Origin of the sequence: Pedobacter sp. ok626 (genome assembly GCF_900100435.1) — a bacterium.
Classification (GTDB): Bacteria; Bacteroidota; Bacteroidia; order Sphingobacteriales; family Sphingobacteriaceae; genus Pedobacter.
This window is the reverse complement of sequence record NZ_FNEX01000023.1, coordinates 70,570-90,390: the sequence shown is the minus strand read 5'-3', so window position 1 is coordinate 90,390 and position 19,821 is coordinate 70,570. Positions and strand designations below refer to the sequence as shown.

General features: G+C 37.6%; 16 protein-coding genes and 1 tRNA gene. 10 read left to right on the top strand and 7 right to left on the bottom strand.

Features of this window, described 5'->3' with window-relative positions; genetic code table 11:
- The first annotated feature begins 7 nt into the window (after positions 1-7).
- Positions 8-550 (top strand): hypothetical protein, encoded by a 543-nt coding sequence (locus BLS35_RS25200; protein WP_090786665.1) that lies wholly within the window; start codon positions 8-10, stop codon positions 548-550.
- A gap of 564 nt (positions 551-1,114) precedes the next feature.
- Here the strand turns inward: BLS35_RS25200 and BLS35_RS25195 are convergent.
- The 4 genes from BLS35_RS25195 to BLS35_RS25180 form a co-directional block, all read right to left on the bottom strand.
- Positions 1,115-1,552, bottom strand: coding sequence for a hypothetical protein (locus BLS35_RS25195; RefSeq protein WP_090786662.1), 438 nt, complete (start codon positions 1,550-1,552; stop codon positions 1,115-1,117).
- Between the two features lie 125 nt (positions 1,553-1,677).
- Positions 1,678-3,255, bottom strand: a complete 1,578-nt coding sequence (locus BLS35_RS25190; RefSeq protein ID WP_090786659.1) for an RNA-directed DNA polymerase — start codon at positions 3,253-3,255, stop codon at positions 1,678-1,680.
- Positions 3,256-3,425: 170 nt separating this feature from the next.
- Positions 3,426-5,339 carry an ATP-binding protein gene (locus tag BLS35_RS25185; protein ID WP_090786656.1) on the bottom strand — a complete coding sequence of 638 codons (1,914 nt, stop codon included), beginning with the start codon at positions 5,337-5,339 and terminating at the stop codon, positions 3,426-3,428.
- A 73-nt stretch (positions 5,340-5,412) separates the two neighbouring features.
- Positions 5,413-6,231: a hypothetical protein gene (locus tag BLS35_RS25180; RefSeq protein ID WP_090786653.1), complete on the bottom strand. Its 819-nt coding sequence runs from the start codon at positions 6,229-6,231 to the stop codon at positions 5,413-5,415.
- Positions 6,232-6,465: 234 nt separating this feature from the next.
- Between BLS35_RS25180 and BLS35_RS25175 the strand changes: the two genes are divergently transcribed.
- Complete coding sequence (locus tag BLS35_RS25175; protein ID WP_165973420.1) at positions 6,466-8,109, top strand: recombinase family protein; 1,644 nt, start codon at positions 6,466-6,468, stop codon at positions 8,107-8,109.
- Positions 8,110-8,468: 359 nt separating this feature from the next.
- Here BLS35_RS25175 and BLS35_RS25170 read toward each other — a convergent pair.
- From BLS35_RS25170 to BLS35_RS25160, 3 genes are all read right to left on the bottom strand, one after another.
- Positions 8,469-8,542 (bottom strand) — tRNA-Arg (locus BLS35_RS25170).
- A 99-nt stretch (positions 8,543-8,641) separates the two neighbouring features.
- On the bottom strand, positions 8,642-9,106 hold the full coding sequence (locus BLS35_RS25165) for a redoxin domain-containing protein (protein ID WP_090786610.1): 465 nt from the start codon (positions 9,104-9,106) through the stop codon (positions 8,642-8,644).
- A 175-nt stretch (positions 9,107-9,281) separates the two neighbouring features.
- On the bottom strand, positions 9,282-10,187 hold the full coding sequence (locus tag BLS35_RS25160) for an SDR family oxidoreductase (protein ID WP_090786607.1): 906 nt from the start codon (positions 10,185-10,187) through the stop codon (positions 9,282-9,284).
- A 217-nt stretch (positions 10,188-10,404) separates the two neighbouring features.
- On the opposite strand from BLS35_RS25160, the gene atpD reads away from it, so the two are divergent.
- From atpD to ilvC, 8 genes are all read left to right on the top strand, one after another.
- Positions 10,405-11,910 (top strand): F0F1 ATP synthase subunit beta, encoded by a 1,506-nt coding sequence (atpD, locus tag BLS35_RS25155; RefSeq protein ID WP_090786605.1) that lies wholly within the window; start codon positions 10,405-10,407, stop codon positions 11,908-11,910.
- Positions 11,911-11,975: 65 nt separating this feature from the next.
- On the top strand, positions 11,976-12,218 hold the full coding sequence (gene atpC, locus BLS35_RS25150; protein ID WP_084289549.1) for an ATP synthase F1 subunit epsilon: 243 nt from the start codon (positions 11,976-11,978) through the stop codon (positions 12,216-12,218).
- Between the two features lie 522 nt (positions 12,219-12,740).
- Complete coding sequence (locus tag BLS35_RS25145; RefSeq protein WP_090786603.1) at positions 12,741-13,631, top strand: branched-chain amino acid transaminase; 891 nt, start codon at positions 12,741-12,743, stop codon at positions 13,629-13,631.
- 36 nt (positions 13,632-13,667) lie between these two features.
- Entirely contained in the window at positions 13,668-15,365 is a 1,698-nt protein-coding gene (gene ilvD / locus BLS35_RS25140) for a dihydroxy-acid dehydratase (protein ID WP_090786601.1), read from the top strand.
- A gap of 37 nt (positions 15,366-15,402) precedes the next feature.
- The gene (gene ilvB / locus BLS35_RS25135) at positions 15,403-17,142 is read left to right on the top strand and encodes a biosynthetic-type acetolactate synthase large subunit (protein WP_090786697.1); all 1,740 of its coding nucleotides are present in this window, start codon (positions 15,403-15,405) and stop codon (positions 17,140-17,142) included.
- A 9-nt stretch (positions 17,143-17,151) separates the two neighbouring features.
- Complete coding sequence (gene ilvN, locus BLS35_RS25130; protein ID WP_090786598.1) at positions 17,152-17,769, top strand: acetolactate synthase small subunit; 618 nt, start codon at positions 17,152-17,154, stop codon at positions 17,767-17,769.
- 9 nt (positions 17,770-17,778) lie between these two features.
- The gene (locus tag BLS35_RS25125; protein WP_090786595.1) at positions 17,779-18,246 is read left to right on the top strand and encodes a DinB family protein; all 468 of its coding nucleotides are present in this window, start codon (positions 17,779-17,781) and stop codon (positions 18,244-18,246) included.
- Between the two features lie 40 nt (positions 18,247-18,286).
- On the top strand, positions 18,287-19,768 hold the full coding sequence (gene ilvC / locus BLS35_RS25120; protein WP_090786593.1) for a ketol-acid reductoisomerase: 1,482 nt from the start codon (positions 18,287-18,289) through the stop codon (positions 19,766-19,768).
- Positions 19,769-19,821 lie beyond the last annotated feature (53 nt).

Sequence of the window (19,821 nt, the reverse complement as noted above, 5' to 3'; positions counted from 1 at the left end):
AATTAAAATGGAAAATTTCGATATAAAATTAACAAAAAATACAATTAGATTCTTAACTAGCAAACTAAACTATTTAAGCAAAATGACTGTAGAAAATTTTAATGAAAAATGCTTCATTTATATTATTACAAAAAAAAGCATTTTTAATATAAGTATTTCTAACGAGATAACTGTAGAGGTTGATAATAACCAAGATAGATTTAATTCTTATTTTTATAATCAAACATATAAATATAAGTCCGTTGAAGATTTCAAATCTCTGTTTAATAAGCTTGTTGTGCGAGCAACAAATAATGATAAAGAGGAACTAAATATTCGTTATAAGGGAAAAGATTATCCGTTATATATCGAATTGGCAGACATTGATAATAATAGGAGCATGGGAACTGAGAAAAATTATGATTTACATATATATGATAGTAAGGGAAAGGAACATTTTGTAGCTCAAGTATCTGAATATCCGCTAGGAGTTTTCAACCTAGTTCACATATTTGATGGTTTTGATATTACTGAACAAAAAATAATTAATTATTTCGAGGATAAATATTAATTATGCTAAGATTCATATAGCAATAAAACATATGAAACAAATCCCTCCCTTCGAGATGCAAGTACAAGACGAGACTCTTCTTATTATTAACCCCAAAATTAAATCAGGTTATAAAAAGCTAGTTATTGACCTTAACAGACGCTTAATACCTGTAGGACAACCCGCATTTTTTACGGGCTGCACTACAGACCAATAGTAGAATATCCTAACGAAGTCAAACGCAAATATGGTGAAGTCCGTTCGGCCAATGAGGCCTTTCAAAACAACATTCACAACTTAATAATAGGGCATCATCAGATGAAACATGTCATGGATGATGTACAGATGGAATCCCGTTTGAATACAATAGATAGCACATACCCCCAACAGAAATTTATATTGATATTGCATATTGATCAATTATTACCATATTTGTACAAAGCAGAAAAGGCACCCCTTTATGGAGCGCCGGAAAATGTTAACTATTAATTTCACTTAGAAGTTTGGAAGTTCTAAGCGTTCTATTGAACAACTACTTCCCTTTTTATCTGCATTGGCCGAGAAACCAATTTGTTGAAAGCCTGGTCACAGGCTTTTTTCTTTGGAACTATATCTGGTAACTGAATCACTATTAACCTTTTGATATTCTCCTTTTTTAAACCCTTGATTCAGCACATTCGAGACCATCCTTATATGCTTGCGGTCTTCACTTTCGTTCAACCCGCTAAAAATTTTATAAATTAACACAAGAATCTCACGGGCACTTATAGGTCTCGCCTGTTGTAAGATTATAGATCGTACCATTTTTGAATAGGTCAATTTTGGACGCGGTATTGGTCTGCGCTCGACACCATTCAAGAAAGTAGATTTCAAACTTTTCGGGAGATCATCTATCCTTAATGAAGCCATTTCAATATCCTCCAGCTTCTGTGCAATCTCGAGAGACTTACTTGGAAAATTTCTTTTATCGTCAAGAAGCTGTTTCTTGAGGAAATAATTTTCTATATTGGTCTTTCTGTCCATGTAACTCCCTTTCTTAACCAAAGGTATGTCATAAAAACTAAGGAAAAAAACCTTTTTATACACAAATGCCTAGTTATCAACATTTTCAACAATTATTTAGCTTAGAGTATTGCTAATGATGAAATTTAATGTTGTGCTTTTATAAACGGTATTGCAAATTCTGTTAATAATCCGTCTTTAGAAAATCGCGATAGTAATGAATTTCGTCTTCCCTTCTCCATTTTTACCAAACTACATAATAATTCAGCCCGCTCAAGATCAGAATTGATATAATTGAGATGATCTTCTAATTTTTCTAGGTCTGCAAAATTACCAAATCTTCCTAAAATCAAACGCGAAATTGACCTGAGATAATAGGGCTTATTATTGTCAAATGCGTAGGACCGGCAGATAGATAAAAGTTGCTCAGATTGTGTTGGGATATTGTCATTAAACCACACAAGTATCTGATAGTTCTGGTAATCATATATCGCTGCGTCGGATTGTAAAAACGCGATTAATGAATTTTTCATATTATCCATTAGATCCAACACCTCAATATCAAAAGTATCCAGAGATTTAGAATATTTAAGAAAGTAGCTGGTTTCTTCTGGATGTCTTTCAAAATTAGCAAGACAATAATCAAGTGCATACGAATCGGATTCACTTATCAATCTATTTAACAAATAATGTAAAAGTGTCTTATCAAAATCCTCATCACTACCGTCGACAAAATATGTTTTGAATGTTTCTCTAATGACTTCCAAGGGAGTTTCACTATTGTCTACGAATTCTTCACCATCTTCACTGTCAAAATATGCAGACGAGAATTCAAAGGAAATGATCTCTTCCCTAAATTTTTCTTGAACCACTCCTATCAAAGGTTGCAAACCTTCTATCTCATCCATTGCCTGTCTTGAATTGAGGATCTTCGTTTTCGCTGACTGAATATTAAGTCCGCGTTTGCGCAGAAGTCGCGTCAATTCAATCAATGCTTTTTTCGCCTCCACAAGATTTTTGCAAAATATACGAATATCATCCACGTACCTAAGGTGACTGAACCCAGCATTTCTCAGTCCCTGATCAACATTATCCAGATATAATTTAGCCAGTACATCAGAAGCACTATTGCTTTGAGGAAGGCCTCTACCGTTTATTTGAGTCCATTTGTTTAAATACCTACTCAGTTCAGCCGTTATTTCTGGATCTACACCAATTGACTTTAAATCGAAAATAAGGGTTTGAATATCTATATTATCATAAAAACCTGTAAGGTCAGTGACAATTACATACTGGTAACCGGTCGAGACTTTTTCTATACTTTTCTCACGAAAATTATTCCAGCCTATCAATTGCTGTTTAAACCAATCAGCATTTTCTAGATTTTCATCTGAAAGGATGTAGGCAAAATCTACAACATTCTGGCTCCAGCTAATTTGCTTCAAGATTAGGGGATAACATTCCTGTACTAGAGCTGTGTACATGATATTATCTTCAACATTTATTAACGATCCTGGTCTTATCAATCCCTTCCCTTTCGGGACTTCAATGATTTCCATTGGATGCGGGAAATGTGCTTGTGCACTAAAGCGCTCGTTCAGATATTTGATCCATTTTTCGTAATTGTGATCTAATATCTTCGTTAGAAATAAAGGTGCAATAAAATGCTTACCATTTAAGTCTTTTTTTACCCTTTTCCACGCTAATTCAGCATTAATATTCATCCAATAATTTCATTTGAAAATAATGGCACAATTTATATCATTTTGAAACATTCTGAAACATAAATATTTAATAATATCTAACTACAAAACATGATGTATCTTAATGGATTTGTAAATCCAATTTTATTAACGACAGGCTCCCTTTGGAAAGTTAAGCATCAGACAAATACTTAGGCTACATCAAAAAGTGTCGCCTGTTCTTTTTCCCGAAGGTATTCTTGTATTCGTGTGTCTTCCAGGTATGGTGCGTTCTTTACTTTATCAAACAAATTCAATAACCGGCTTTTTGCTCTCCTCATAACCGTATCATAATCTAAAGGTTGGATGATTACTCTGCCATCCATTTTTGTAGTCCTTTCTGCTTCATACTCTACTAGATTTGATCCTAACACAAAACAGGTTACTCTGGAATAAGGCTTCAACAAACCTTTGGTTAGCAACTCTGTCACGTATTTAAAGGCTTGATCGACTTCTTTTGAACCAACTTGAACACCTGGCTTCTTGAGCTCAACTACAGTTAAACGATCAATGCCCACTTCTGAACCATCTTGATCGTATTTTGGAAAGCCATACAGACCTACTGAACTGTCTTTTAGAATTGCAAAATCGGGCCGGTTTGCAGTCCCGGCAACTGTTTCACCGAAAAGCTGCTGTATCACTTTAGTCATACCAACATTTGAAGTATATTCAATAGTCTCATATTCAGGCCCAAAAATCCAAAGACCTCTATGAAACAGAGATTGTAAATCGTGAACCTCATCAGTTAGGTGACTAATAACTCTGCTTTGTAACTTTTCAACTAGGCGCATTCTATACTCGACTTCATCCAAAACAATTTTAGCAAAATTCACGTCCCATTTTTGCAGGACGGAATGAATATCATCAAGATCGTCGACTGAGGCAGAGGACAGAATACTGATCAGGTTGAATTTTGAGTTAGCTTGCTCTAGATTTGCCAGCAGAATCCCTAACTTTTCTAAATCTGCGTGTGTTATCGAAGGACATTCCTCTTGGATTGCAACTACAAATTTTTCCCATCGCTCACGGCTAATGATACTCATACGCTTTAGCACAGGCCGTGTTGCATTCTCAATTTCTTGAAAGGTCGCTTTCCGATTTTCCTTATTCAACTCAAGAATGAAGTCCTTAATCTTTTCTTGTACCTTCTCGAAAACTTTCTTGTATTTATCATCATTAGGGTAAAACATCGTCCAGTCAGGAACGACAGCTGCTTCAAGACAATTAGCCTGCACTATAAAAATATAGCGTTTCGCAATGATTCGTCGTCCATCAACTAAATGTTCATTTCCGCTTCCTTTCCAGGTGCACTCACCGACCAGACGATTTTTAACATGCCATGCAATTCCATGAAGTTGTGTCGTCCTATCGGTTGTTTGGACATCAATGATCTTAATAGGAATTTTGCCAACACCTTCTACTTCAGCAAAAATCTCCGTAATATTTTCATCTGGAATATCCATAAAAGTAACCCGTTCATTATTGATGATTACTTCGAAATGCGGATCAACCATAAAACGCATCCCTACTTCCATTTTAATATCTTCGAACGAGATTGTCGGTTTTTTAGCATTTTGCACAAAAACTTGAGTACCGTGACCGTCAGCTGGCTCTTGCTTGAGCTTGTTAAAAGCCAACAGGTTAGAATTATCTGTAAACACTTTGTAATGTATCTCCTCACCAGACGCCCAAGTCTTCACTTGATAGAAATCCCCAAATGCAAAACCAGATAGCCGTCCTTTACCATTCCTTCCAAACACTGGGCGTTTACCGACAGCTGCTTTTAAATCTTCAGGCACTTCGGCATATCCTCCCTGCTCCCGAGTACGGTCATAAGAAAGAGTCCTAAAGCGTTTATCAAACTGGACCTCGGTCATCCCATGTCCATTATCTGAGATTGAAAACAAATCTCCATGATCCAACGGCCATTGTATTTCCACCTTAGTTGCGGATGCATCCCAGGCATTTGCAATCAATTCAATAAGTGCTATTTTGGGATCAGAGATAATCCCCTTACCAGCAAAGGATTCTAAAAAACGATCGGCGAAAAGAGCAGTTTGTTTCATTTTAATTTATTTTAAAAGACAAGATAGCATTTAACTTCTTTTGAATAAAAGAAAATCAAATTGATGAAAGCATTTACCGGTAAAAACTAAACGAATCCCTGTACGTGTCATAATAGATATGCCTTGCAACAAGGTGTTTCTCGGAGGATTTAGGATGTAAAATCAATTGTTCCGGATTAACAATACCCATGGTTGTTTTACGCGTAGCGGCAATATTGTGTAAAAGATAAACAAGCCACGAGGTGTAGGCAAAACGTTTGGACCAATCATCGAAAGAAATTTCCTTTATATCCCAATTAGCTCCTTTATAAGTGTCCAGTAAGATTACCTTTCGACGGGTATTAATCTGATATTCTGAGTGTGCAAACGCATTTCTAAGGGAAGTATGAAAACTGTTTCTTATAACATTTGCAACAATTAGCCCGCGAGCTGCAAATCTATCCCGGATATCAAATCGAATATACGAATGCTTGCTCATTTCCGGGACGTCAACGTGCCAGGGATAACTTTTATAGTTTGCCAACTCAGCAAGTCGAAACAATTTCTTCAAGATAGGTTTGGACTCCCAGGCGTGACAATAGATCATCATTTCAAGGGTAATGCGGTATTCATCGTCATCTATCACTTCCCTTCCGCCGCTAAAATCATAAAAGGTCCGCATGTAATGTATAAAGAAGTTTAAGCGTGACTCATCCTTATAACGATCCTTTCTGTTGTCGATGGAATACGGATTCAATCTTGAACGCCCAGACCAGTCATGTTCGTACTCGCCATCTGCTAAAAATGCGACGTAGTTGTGCCGGAGTGCTTTAGCTTCCAAATGATCAAATAGCTGATTCAAAGCAAACTCGACTTCGCCTTCTATTGACTTAAAATCTGCGAGAGTTATCATGATTTGTTAATTAAGATTCTTAGACGAATGTAAATATCCTGCATGAAACTAAAAAGCCCTTTACTGTTATTTGCTTTCTTCGTTTTTCAATTCTAAAACCTTTTTTTCGACAGCTGCCAAGTTTTTAATTTCCAGATAGACCTGCCTCACGCAAACTATAACAAAATTGTCATCTTACTTCTATATATGGACATGATTTAAACCAAAGATTTGATCGTTTATCTAATGTTCATTATGCAAACTGCAACATTATACATTCGTGTAAGTACTGATGAGCAGGCACAAAAAGGATACTCACAGCAAAGCCAAAGAGAACGTCTAGAAAAGTTCTGTTTCGCTAATAAAATTCAAATTATACAGATCGTATACGAAGATCATTCAGCAAAAACCTTTAATAGACCCGAGTGGTCAAAATTATTTTTAGGCTTAAACCGTAGTAGAACTAACAGACCCGACTTTATCTTATTTTCCAGATGGGATAGGTTCAGCAGGAATGCTGCGGACGCATATTCCATGATTGAAAGGCTTAAAAAGATGAACATTGAAACGAAGGCTATTGATCAACCTCTTAACCTGGCTATTCCAGAAAATAAAATAATGCTTGCTATTTACCTGGCAACATCAGAAGTAGAAAATGACAGGCGAAGTTTGAATGTCAGGCAAGGCATGCGTAAAGCAAAACAAGAGGGACGATATATGTGCCATGCACCAATAGGGTATATAAATATCACCTTAATCGACGGTAAAAAATGTATAATACCCAAAGAGCCAGAGGCTACTTTTATCAAGAATATTTTCATCGAATTGGCCAAAGGATATCATTCCACACGTTTTATTTATAATGAAGCAATAGAGAACGGATTCAAATGTAGCTTAAATAATTTCTGGCTTATGATCCGAAATCCCATTTATTATGGTAAAATCATAGTTCCAGCATACGAACAAGAAAATCGGTATTTAGTTAATGGCTTGCATGAAAAAATAATATCTGAAGATGTTTTTGAGCAAGTTCAAAAAGTATTAAATAACAATGCAAAACCACAACTTAGAACAACAATTAATAATCAACTACCATTAAGAGGTCTATTAACATGCCCGTTATGCTTTAAGAACCTAACAGGCAGTGCCTCGAAGGGTAGAAATGCGCATTACCATTACTACCACTGTATGAATGGTTGCAAATTCCGAATTAGAGCCGATTTTATAGATAAATTGGCTCTAAAAGAGTTAACACAGTTAATTCCTGGAGAATTTTATTTATCTCTTTTTCGTGTGGTCTTAAAACGTGTTTATAATAAGCATTTCGGCGAAGCCTCAAATACACAATCCCAAATCTTTAAAAGTATAGAAAGAACATTTGAAAGGCTAAACAAGGCCAAGGAACTTTTATTATCAGGTGAAATAGACAATGATGACTATTTGGCAATAAAAACCGATTGTGAATACAAAATCAACTCCATAGGAACTAGTTTGAACAACGCAGCATTTATGATTTCGAAAGCTGAAAAAATAATGACTGATGCTACACACAAATTTTCAAATATCTCTTTAACCTACCAACAATTTGAGACTACATACAAAAGAAAAATAATCGACATCTTAACTGACAAGCAGATAATTTGCGATGATAAAAACTTTCATATCCTTTTCACAGATGCTGCGAAATTCATTTTCAATTTGGATTATGAAAATTTGGATACGACTGTTGAAATCCAACCAATTTCCGATTCAAATTCAGTAGAAGAATTTGTTTATTTGAAAGAATGTGAAGAAATCATAAGGTTTGAAAGCAATAATAACCGAAATATTGAATTTAGGAACGCTCAAAATGTTATATTTTTCCTAGAGAGATTTGCAGAGCTGGTCATCCATAGCTAAAAAATGAATTACTTTACTAGGGATAAAAATTCCTAAAATCAATATCTAATCGTCCACTAATGACTATTTTTTATTAAATCGACAATTTTACTCTACTAGAGATATATTACTCTGGTTCGACTCTCTTTAACTCACCCTCCCGGATATCGAACCCTTTTTTTAGAATTTTGATTAAAAACACAAATCAAACACCTACATATCAGCACATTAAATAAAATGACACTTAAAAATTTATAAAAACGCTAAGATTTTAGAGTTCAAAAATCAGTTAATTCTAAAAAAACTACAACTACCTAATTATCAGATATATGAATAAAAAAAAGAGGGAATCTCATTGCTGAAATTCCCTCTTTCCGAAGTGCACTTGTAGGGATTCGAACCCCAAACCTTCTCATCCGTAGTGAGATGCTCTATCCAATTGAGCTACAAATGCGTTTCTGTTTCGTTAACAGGATGCAAAAGTAATGCTTGAAATTGATTTTACCAACTTTTTTTTGAAAATAATCTCAAGCATTACCCTTAAAAATTAAGCTTAAGCTTCTACTACTTTCTTAATCGCATCAAAATCAGGCATGTTACCGGCATCCTCTAAAACCTCAGAATGGATAATTTTTCCTTCTTCATCGATAACAAAAGCTGCTCTTTTTGATACTCCCTTTAAATTAAGGACAAAATCTTCATAAAATGAACCGTATGCTTGTGATGTTTCTTTGTTGAAATCTGACAACAAAGGAAACTGGTAAGCTTGTTCTTCTTTAAACTTAGCCAATGTAAAAGGAGAATCAACTGAAATACCTACAACATCAGCATTCATTCCCTGGTAATAACCAAAGCTATCTCTCATGGTACATAATTGCGCAGTGCAGACACCTGTAAAAGCCAATGGAAAAAAATGCACTACCAATTTCTTTCCTTTATAGTCCGAAAGAGATACATCTTTCAAATCAGTGTTTAATAATTTAAAATCTGGGGCTTTGTCGCCAACTTGTAATGCCATATTAGTTTATTTTTTATTAATGATATATTCTTTATGTATGTTAATTAGATAAGTTTATTCACAAGATTAAGGTTTCTTCACACCTGGTTCACACATCCTTCACACCAAACCCACAAAAGGGTACCTTTTTGTGAAGAAAGTGTGTCTAATGTGTGGAGCATGTGAGGACCAGTGCCTAACTCCGCTTTAATTGCTGATCAACTATTGCAAGTCCTTCCTCAAAACTTCTAGGGTTATAACCCAGTTCTGACATCGTTTTATCTAAGATGAAACCTGTCCTTACAGGTCTTTTTGCAGTTTGATTTAAAGTTTCCGCGCTAATCTCATTAATCAGGCTTTTGTCCAAATGCCAATAGTCCGCTACACGGGCTACCAATTCTGAGATACTCATCATATCTTTTCCTGAAGCATTAAATACACCTCTTGCATCTCTCTCAACGGCCAGTAAGCAACAATCTGCTAAATCTTCGGCTAAGGTCGGCATCCGCCATTGATCGTTAACTACATTTATTGGATTTCCTTTTTCAAGTGCGCCCTTTGCCCAAAGTACAATATTGCTTCTACTCATATCACTTACAATACCATATACTATAATAGTACGAAGAATTGCCCAGCGACAAGTAGAATTTTTGATGACCTCTTCTGCTTCCAATTTGGTAATCCCATAATAACTTAAAGGATTGGGAGCAGCCATCTCATCGTAAGGACCGTGTGCACCATCAAATATAAAATCTGTTGACAAATGAACCAGCTGAATATTGTGTTCTTCACAAAGTGATACCAGTGTTTTCACAGCTTCAACATTGAGTTGATGTGCCAACTCTTTTTCTGATTCACAAGTATCCACATTGGTCATTGCAGCGGTATGAATAATTGCATCTGGCTGATACTTTTCCACAACTTCCCTAACATTTATAGGATCAAGAATATCCATTTCAACATAAGTGTACCCTACTTTAACAGGAAAGCGATTAGCCGCTTTAGAAGTTGCGATGAGATTAAACTGATTCGTTTCCAGCAATCGTTCTGTTAATTTCTGGCCTAAAAGGCCATTACTACCTGTTACCAGTATTGTCTTCATGAGCTTATAATTTCTTAATTAACAGTCACACAAGAGCCTAAACCCTACATTTAATGCTGCTTAACTAGTCGCTAAAATACCATTTTAAAAACTGTTGAAAAACTTTTTATTTATATATGCAATTCTTGTATAAAAATTTTAACTTTGCAAACCAAATTGTAGGCTTATAAAAGAGCCTTTAACAAATTGATATTTATAATTTTACCCAAAACAATATATGCCTAACATTGGAAAAATAGCGCAGATTATAGGACCGGTAGTTGACGTGAGTTTTGCTGACGATGCTCATTTACCTCAAATTTTCTCTGCATTAGAGATTGAAAAAGAAAACGGACAGAAGGTCGTTTTAGAAGTTCAACAACATCTTGGTGAAGACCGCATACGTGCAATTGCAATGGACTCGACCGACGGTTTAGTTCGCGGAATGAAAGTACTAGATACTGGATCTCCTATCACAATGCCTGTTGGTGACCAAATTAAAGGTCGTTTATTCAATGTTGTTGGTGAAGCTATTGACGGAATCAACGCTGTTAATAAAGCTGATGGCAGACCAATTCACAATGCCCCTCCTAGATTTGAAGATTTATCAACTGAAACTGAAGTACTTTTTACAGGTATTAAAGTAATCGATTTATTAGAGCCTTATGCTAAAGGTGGTAAAATCGGTTTGTTCGGTGGTGCGGGTGTAGGTAAAACTGTATTGATTATGGAGCTGGTAAACAACATTGCGAAAGCATATGCCGGTTTATCTGTATTCGCTGGTGTAGGTGAGCGTACTCGTGAAGGTAATGACCTTTTGCGTGAGTTTATCGAATCTGGTGTAATCAACTATGGTGATGACTTCCTGCATTCAATGGAAAAAGGCGGATGGGATTTGAGTAAAGTTGATACTGAGAAATTAAAAGAGTCTAAAGCAACATTGGTTTTCGGTCAAATGAACGAGCCTCCTGGAGCACGTGCTCGTGTAGCTTTATCTGGATTAACAGTTGCTGAATATTTCCGTGATGGTGATGGCGAAGGCGCTGGAAAAGATATCCTTTTCTTCGTTGACAATATCTTCCGTTTCACTCAAGCTGGTTCTGAGGTATCTGCCCTATTAGGTCGTATGCCTTCGGCGGTAGGTTACCAACCAACTCTAGCTACTGAGATGGGTTTGATGCAAGAGCGTATTACTTCAACTAAACGTGGTTCAATTACATCTGTACAAGCTGTATATGTACCTGCGGATGATTTAACTGACCCTGCTCCGGCTACAACATTTGCCCACTTAGATGCAACAACTGTATTGTCTCGTAAAATTGCTGAGTTAGGTATCTATCCTGCTGTGGATCCATTGGATTCGACTTCACGTATCCTTTCTCCTGCTGTTTTAGGTGACGAACACTACAATACTGCTCAACGCGTAAAAGAAACTTTACAACGTTATAAAGAACTTCAAGATATCATCGCCATCTTAGGTATGGATGAGTTATCTGAGGAAGATAAATTAATCGTGTCTCGCGCTCGTCGTGTACAACGTTTCTTATCTCAGCCTTTCCACGTTGCTGAGCAATTTACAGGATTAAAAGGTGTATTGGTTGACATTAAAGATACCATCAAAGGATTTAACATGATCATGGATGGTGAAGTTGATGAATATCCAGAAGCAGCATTTAACCTTGTAGGTAGCATTGAAGAAGCTATTGAAAAAGGTAAAAAACTATTAGCGGAAGCAAATAACTAATATTGATAAATAGCGGCGAGATTTGACTCATTGGCTCAAACCTCGCCGCTCCTATCTAAAAGCAAATGACATTAGAAATATTAACACCAGACAAGAAAGTTTTTGAAGGCGAGGTAACAGCTGTTACCGTACCGGGAACAATGGGCTCGTTCCAGATTTTGCACGACCATGCTCCGATTATTTCTACTCTGGAGGATGGCCCCGTAATTATTAAAAGCAAAACCGGCGATAATACCTTTATTATTAAAGGTGGTGTGGTTGAGGTCTTAAAAAACAAAATTATTGTTTTGGCCGAAGGGGTTGCTTAATATTTTATCATACAATATTGAGAAGCCCTTTGAAATTTCAAAGGGCTTTTTTTATACCCAATAAATTATAACTTTAATCAACTTTATTGGTACCCTACCCAGTTTTAGGAAGAAAATCACAAAAATTACAATGCTCGCATAATACCCATACCGAATACCGAAATCATATTCGGTATAACATCATCCAATTAAGATACTAAAAACAATAAAAACAACAAACTATAATCCGAAATAACAAAAAAATACAGAATTATATTTTTTTTCAATTATTTTCGTCCAGCTATTGATAGTTTAAACAGCAACGACTAAATTGGATTTATAAAGCAATAACAAATAAACAAGATAATGAACCTTTCAATTACAGCATTATATAATGTCATTATTAACCTAATTATTCTTCTGATTCTTCAGAAGGACAAGGCGCTGTAAATGAATATTTAATAAAAAAATATACGCAAGCGCCCCCCAAAAGTGGCGCTTTTTTAATGAAACAATACCGTAAAAAAACAGACCTATAACCAAATGCAATATTTCAACTCAAATACAGTGCTTTACTTAAACGGCCAGTTTCAAAAAGCAACTGACACGACTGCCGACATTTACGGGCAGTCATTACACTATGGCTATGCTGTATTTGAAGGAATAAGAGCATACCATACCCATAATGGAACTCGGGTTTTTAAAGCCAGAGAACATTATGAACGCTTAAAGCGCTCGGCAGAATTGGTTCACATCCCCTTTCACTGGGACGTAAATGATCTGATTAAACAGACTTATAAATTATTAGAAATCAATAATTTGAAGAATGCGTACATCCGTCCACTAATTTATTGCGCACCGAACATGTCATTAATAGGTGGAACAAAACCTTCCATTATGATATGTGCATGGGAATGGGGCGCTTACCTTGGACACGAGCAATTAAAAGTTTGTATCTCAAGTTACGAAAGACCCAACCCTAAATCAACGCAAATAGAAGCTAAAGTAAGTGGCAATTATGTAAACTCCATTTTGGCTACAACCGAAGCAAAAAGCAAAGGTTTTGATGAAGCATTATTGCTAGACATGAATCAAAATATTGCTGAAGCTCCAGGTGCAAACTTCTTTGTTGAAAAGAACGGTAAATTGTTTACACCACCACTTGGCAACATTCTACCGGGCATCACCCGTGCAACGGTTATAGAGCTATGCCATATCCTTGACATAGAGGTTATAGAGAAACATTTAACGGTAGCAGATTTGAAACGTGCAGACAGTGCTTTCTTCTGTGGCACAGCCTCAGAAATTGCAGGAATAGCATGCATTGATGAATACCAATTCCCTTCCAGATGGATTGATAGCATTGGCGCCATGATACAACGCACCTATAAGTGCCTGGTATTAGAAAAACAGAACTACGAAGTAATTATATAATAAAACAAATTAAAAAAAACGACGGAACCACATATTATGTCACAAACACCAGAAATTAACCGATACAGTAAAACCTTTACACAAGACCCTACTCAGCCCGCTGCACAAGCAATGTTGTACGGAATTGGATTGACCAAAGCAGATATGGATAAGGCTCAGGTCGGTATTGCCAGCATGGGATATGATGGGAATACTTGCAACATGCACTTAAACGATCTTGCTCAAATTGTAAAAAAAGGTGTCTGGAACAATGATATGGTAGGCTTAACCTTCGGTACCATTGGCGTAAGTGATGGTATGTCTAACGGTACAGACGGCATGCGTTACTCTTTGGTATCTAGGGATGTAATTGCAGATTCTATCGAAACAATTTGTGGTGGCCAATATTATGATGGGCTAATCACTGTTCCTGGCTGCGATAAAAACATGCCTGGTTCGATCATGGCAATGGGCCGTTTAAACCGCCCTTCTATCATGGTATACGGTGGAAGTATCCACTCAGGAAAATATAAAGGTGCCTCATTAAATATTGTATCTGCATTTGAAGCTTTAGGGCAAAAATTAGCAGGTAACCTGGATGAAGAAGATTTCCAGGGCGTAATCAAAAATGCTTGTCCGGGAGCAGGTGCATGTGGTGGCATGTATACGGCAAATACCATGGCTTCAGCAATTGAGGCTTTGGGTATGAGTTTGCCTTACAGTTCCTCTTATCCCGCCACAAGCGACGAGAAAAAGCAGGAATGTACAGATGCAGGAAAATATATCCGCATCCTCTTAGAAAGAAACATCTGCCCTTCTGATATCATGACCGAAAAAGCATTTCACAATGCAATTGTAACTGTTATGGTATTGGGTGGTTCAACCAACGCTGTGCTGCACTTAATTGCCATCGCCAAATCTGTTGGCATGAACTTAACACTGGCCGATTTCCAAAACGTTAGTGATAACACCCCGGTATTAGGTGATTTAAAACCAAGTGGTACCTACTTAATGGAAGATCTTCATGAGATTGGTGGTGTACCTGCGGTATTAAAATATTTATTAAAAGTAGGATTGGTACATGGCGATTGTTTAACCGTTACTGGTAAAACTTTAGCGGAGAATGTTGCGGATGCTGCTGATCTTAATTTTGATACCCAGAAGATCATTTTCCCGATAGAAAACCCGATCAAAGAAACTGGTCACTTACAAATGCTTTACGGAAACCTTGCAACCAAAGGTTCTGTAGCTAAAATCAGTGGTAAAGAAGGAGAGAAATTTACTGGTCCCGCTCGTGTTTTCGATGGAGAAAAAGCGCTTATGGCCGGTATTCAAAGTGGAAGACTGAAAAGCGGAGACGTGGTGGTTATCAGACAGGTTGGGCCAAAAGGTGCACCTGGTATGCCGGAGATGCTAAAACCTACTTCATTGATTATTGGCGCAGGTTTAGGTAAATCGGTAGCCTTGATTACTGATGGACGTTTCTCTGGTGGAACACACGGTTTCGTGGTAGGCCACATCACTCCAGAAGCATGGGACGGTGGAAACATTGCCTTGGTTCATGATGATGACATCATTACCATTGATGCGGTAAACAACTCTATTGATGTTCACTTGACAGACGAGCAACTGGCTACCCGCCGAGCGGTTTGGACACAGTTACCTCCACCCGTCACCAAAGGAGTGCTCTACAAATACATTAAACAAGTAAGCGATGCCAGTGAAGGCTGCGTTACTGATGCCTACAATGGCTAAAACCAATTTAAGAACCTCATTACCTAAAAATAAAACAATGAATACAGCACAAGAGGAAGCAACCACCTTAGCAGAACCGAAGAAAACCGTAAACATTTCTGGTTCGGTAGCTTTATTGGAAGGATTAATTGCCGAAGGTACGGATACCATTTTTGGCTATCCTGGCGGTGCAATCATGCCAATTTATGATGCATTATACGATTATAAAGATAAATTAAAACATATCCTGGTACGTCACGAACAAGGCGGCACACATGCCGGTCAAGGTTATGCACGTACATCTGGAAAAGTTGGTGTAGTATTCGGTACCAGCGGTCCGGGCGCCACCAACCTGGTTACAGGTCTGGCAGATGCCCAGATAGACAGCACGCCTATGGTTTGTATTACCGGACAGGTTTATGCACACCTGTTAGGAACTGATGCTTTCCAGGAAACTGATGTGATCAACATCACTACTCCGGTAACCAAATGGAACTACCAGATCACTGATGCTACAGAAATTCCAAGTGTATTGGCTAAAGCCTTCTACATTGCACGCAGTGGCAGACCGGGACCTGTATTGATTGACATCACCAAAAATGCACAGTTGCAAATGTTCGATTACGAGGGCTATACCCCTTGCGATCACATCCGTAGCTACCGCCCGAAACCTTTGATCAGAAAAGAATATATACAGCAGGCTGCTGAGTTAATCAATTCGGCAAAGAAACCTTTTATATTATTTGGACAAGGTGTTTCATTGGGTAGTGCTGAGCAGGAATTCAAAGCTTTTGTAGAGAAAACAGGTATTCCGGCAGCATGGACAATTTTAGGCGCTGGTGCAATTGCAACCGATCACCCTTTAAATGTGGGTATGTTGGGTATGCATGGTAACTACGGTCCTAACGTACAAACCAATGCCTGCGATGTGCTGATTGCTATAGGTATGCGTTTTGATGACCGTGTAACTGGTCGTTTAGATAAATATGCCAAGCAAGCTAAAGTAATCCATTTGGATATTGATCCTGCTGAGATTGATAAAAATGTTAAAGCTGATGTTCCTGTTTGGGGAGATTGTAAAGAGACTTTACCGCTTTTAACTGCATTAGTTGAGGAAAAAACACATACAGAATGGTTAGCCGAATTCAGGGCTTTCGACAAAACAGAACAGGAAGTTGTCATTCAAAATGAATTACATCCTGGAACTGGAGAGTTGACCATGGGTGAGGTAATTAACCAATTGAATGAAATCACAAAAGGTGAAGCTGTTGTTGTAACCGACGTTGGTCAACACCAGATGGTAACTTGTCGTTATGCCAAGTTTAACCACACCAGAAGCAATATTACTAGTGGCGGCTTAGGAACTATGGGTTTTGGTTTACCGGCAGCTATTGGGGCTAAGTTTGGTGCACCTGACCGTACCGTTGTTGCGGTAATCGGTGATGGTGGTTTCCAGATGACCTTACAGGAATTAGGTACCATTATGCAGAGCGGCGTAGATGTAAAGATCATGATCCTGAACAACAGGTTCCTGGGTATGGTTCGCCAATGGCAGCAATTGTTCCACGAGAAGCGTTATTCGTTTGTGGACATCACCAGTCCGGATTTTGTGAAACTGGCTGATTCTTATTACATCGCCGGTAGAAAAATCTCCGAGCGTGAGGACTTAGTTGGTGCTTTGACAGATATGTTGAACCATAAAGGCTCGTACCTTTTAGAAGTAATGGTTGCCCAGGAACACAACGTATTCCCTATGGTTCCCCAAGGTAGCAGTGTTAGTGAAATCAGACTTAAATAATTAAAGACCATGAGCAATTCGCAGGATATAGAATTAAATGGAAAACAGGAATTTACGATTACTGCATACACCGAAAATCAGATCGGTATATTAAATCGTATTGCCATTATATTTTCAAGAAGAAAAATTAATATAGAAAGTTTAAACACCTCCCCTTCTGAGATTGAGCACATTCACCGCTTCAATATCGTGATTCACGAAACGGAAGAAGTAGTACGTAAGCTTTGCCGTCAGATAGAAAAACAAGTTGAGGTGTTAAAAGTATATTACAATACCAACGAAGACATCATCTGGCAAGAACTTGCCCTTTATAAAGTGCCAACAGATATCGTTGCAGAACGTGCTCCGGTAGAGCGATTGCTTCGTGAGTATGGTGCTCGCGCGGTAGTGATCCGTAAAGATTACACCGTATTTGAGGCAACTGGACACAGAGAAGAAACCGATAAACTGATTGAAGTTTTACAACCTTATGGGCTGATAGAATTTGTAAGAAGTGCCAGAGTTGCGATCATCAAAGACAGCGAAGGCTTTAATGCTAAACTGAGAGAGTTTGAACGCAGAGAACCAGGACAAGACGTGATTGAAAACGAATTCCTGGACAAAGAAAAGAATGTATTTAGCATGTAAGCTTTTAAGATGGAATACCTTTTAAATATTACCAGACAAACGCGCGAGAACTTCATCAAGTTGATCGAAACTTCAACTGTTGAAGAGCTGAACGAAATTCCGGCAGGTTTTAACAACAATATCATTTGGAATTTCGGACACATCGTTTCCAGTCAGCAGGGTTTATGTTACCGACTGGCCAATGTTGAGCCTGTAATTGAAAAGCAGCATATACTGCCTTACACAAAAGGAACCAAACCTGAAAAGTTTGTCGATGCTGAAGAAATCAATACCCTAAAAGAATTGATGCGTAGTACCATCAATCAGCTGGAGGAAGATTTGAACAGCAATAAGTTTAGCACTTACAATGCCTTTAAGACCAATTATGGTGTAGAAATAAAAAGCAATGCTGAGGCTGTTCAATTCTTTGTAGTACATGATGCACTGCATTATGGAATCGCTTCGGCAATTAAAAAAGTGATCAGTACCAATAAATAAAAATAAAACGAACCTTAAAAAATCTAAAACAATAAAAAAGATGTCAAATTACTTTAACACATTACCTCTTAGAGAACAACTGAACCAATTGGGCGTTTGCGACTTCATGGACAGCGCTGAATTTCTAGATGGTGTAAATGTATTGAAAGGAAAAAAACTGGTAATTGTAGGCTGTGGTGCACAAGGCTTAAACCAGGGTTTAAATTTAAGAGATAGTGGTTTAGATGTTTCTTATACTTTGCGTGCAGCAGCTATCGAAGGCAAAAGAGATTCATGGAAAAATGCTACAGATAACAACTTTACTGTAGGTACTTACGAAGAATTGATTCCAACTGCTGATGTTGTAATCAACCTTACTCCTGATAAACAACATACTGCTGTAGTAACTGCAATTATGCCTTTGATGAAAAAAGGCGCTACGTTATTGTACTCTCATGGTTTCAACATTGTTGAAGAAGGCATGCAAATCCGTAAAGACATTACGGTGATCATGGTTGCGCCAAAATGTCCAGGAAGTGAAGTTAGAGCTGAATATGTAAGAGGATTTGGTGTACCTACTCTAATTGCTGTACACCCTGAGAATGATCCGGAAGGAAAAGGTTTGGCACAAGCGAAAGCTTACTGTGTTGGAACTGGCGGTCATAGAGCTGGTGTTTTAAAATCATCTTTTGTAGCTGAAGTAAAATCTGATTTAATGGGTGAGCAAACCATTTTATGTGGTTTATTGCAAACTGGTTCTATCCTTTCATTCGACAAAATGGTTGAAAAAGGTATTGACGCTGGTTATGCTTCGAAATTGGTTCAATATGGTGTTGAAGTAATTACTGAAGCCCTTAAACATGGCGGTGTAACCGGTATGATGGACAGATTGAGTAACCCTGCTAAAATTAAAGCTTTCGAAATTTCGGAAGAATTGAAAAACATCATGCGTCCATTGTTCCAAAAACATCAGGATGATATCATGAGTGGTGAGTTTAGCAGCACAATGATGGCTGACTGGGCTGCTGGTGATAAAAACTTATTGGCATGGCGCGCTGCAACTGGCGAAACTGCTTTTGAGAAAACTCCTGCTGGTGATGTTAAAATTGCTGAGCAAGAATATTTCGACAACTATACTTTAATGGTAGCTTTTGTTAGAGCAGGTGTTGAATTGGCTTTCGAAACAATGGTTCAGGCTGGTATCAAACCAGAGTCTGCTTACTATGAGTCGTTACACGAAACTCCACTTATCGCAAATACCATTGCACGTAAGAAATTGTTTGAAATGAACCGCGTAATTTCTGATACAGCTGAATATGGTTGCTATTTATTTGACCAGGCTTGTAAACCTTTATTAGCTGATTTTATGACTAAAGTTGATACTGACTTAGTAGGTAAAAACTTTAATGAAGGTAAAGATGGTGGTGTAGATAACAGGACACTAATTGCCATAAACGAAGCATTGCGTACACACGAAGTTGAGGTAATTGGTACCAAACTGAGAAAAGCAATGACTGCAATGAAATCTATTAAAACAGCATAAACATTAAAATAATTAGCTGCATCTTTTTTTAGGTGCAGCTAATTACAAAACAA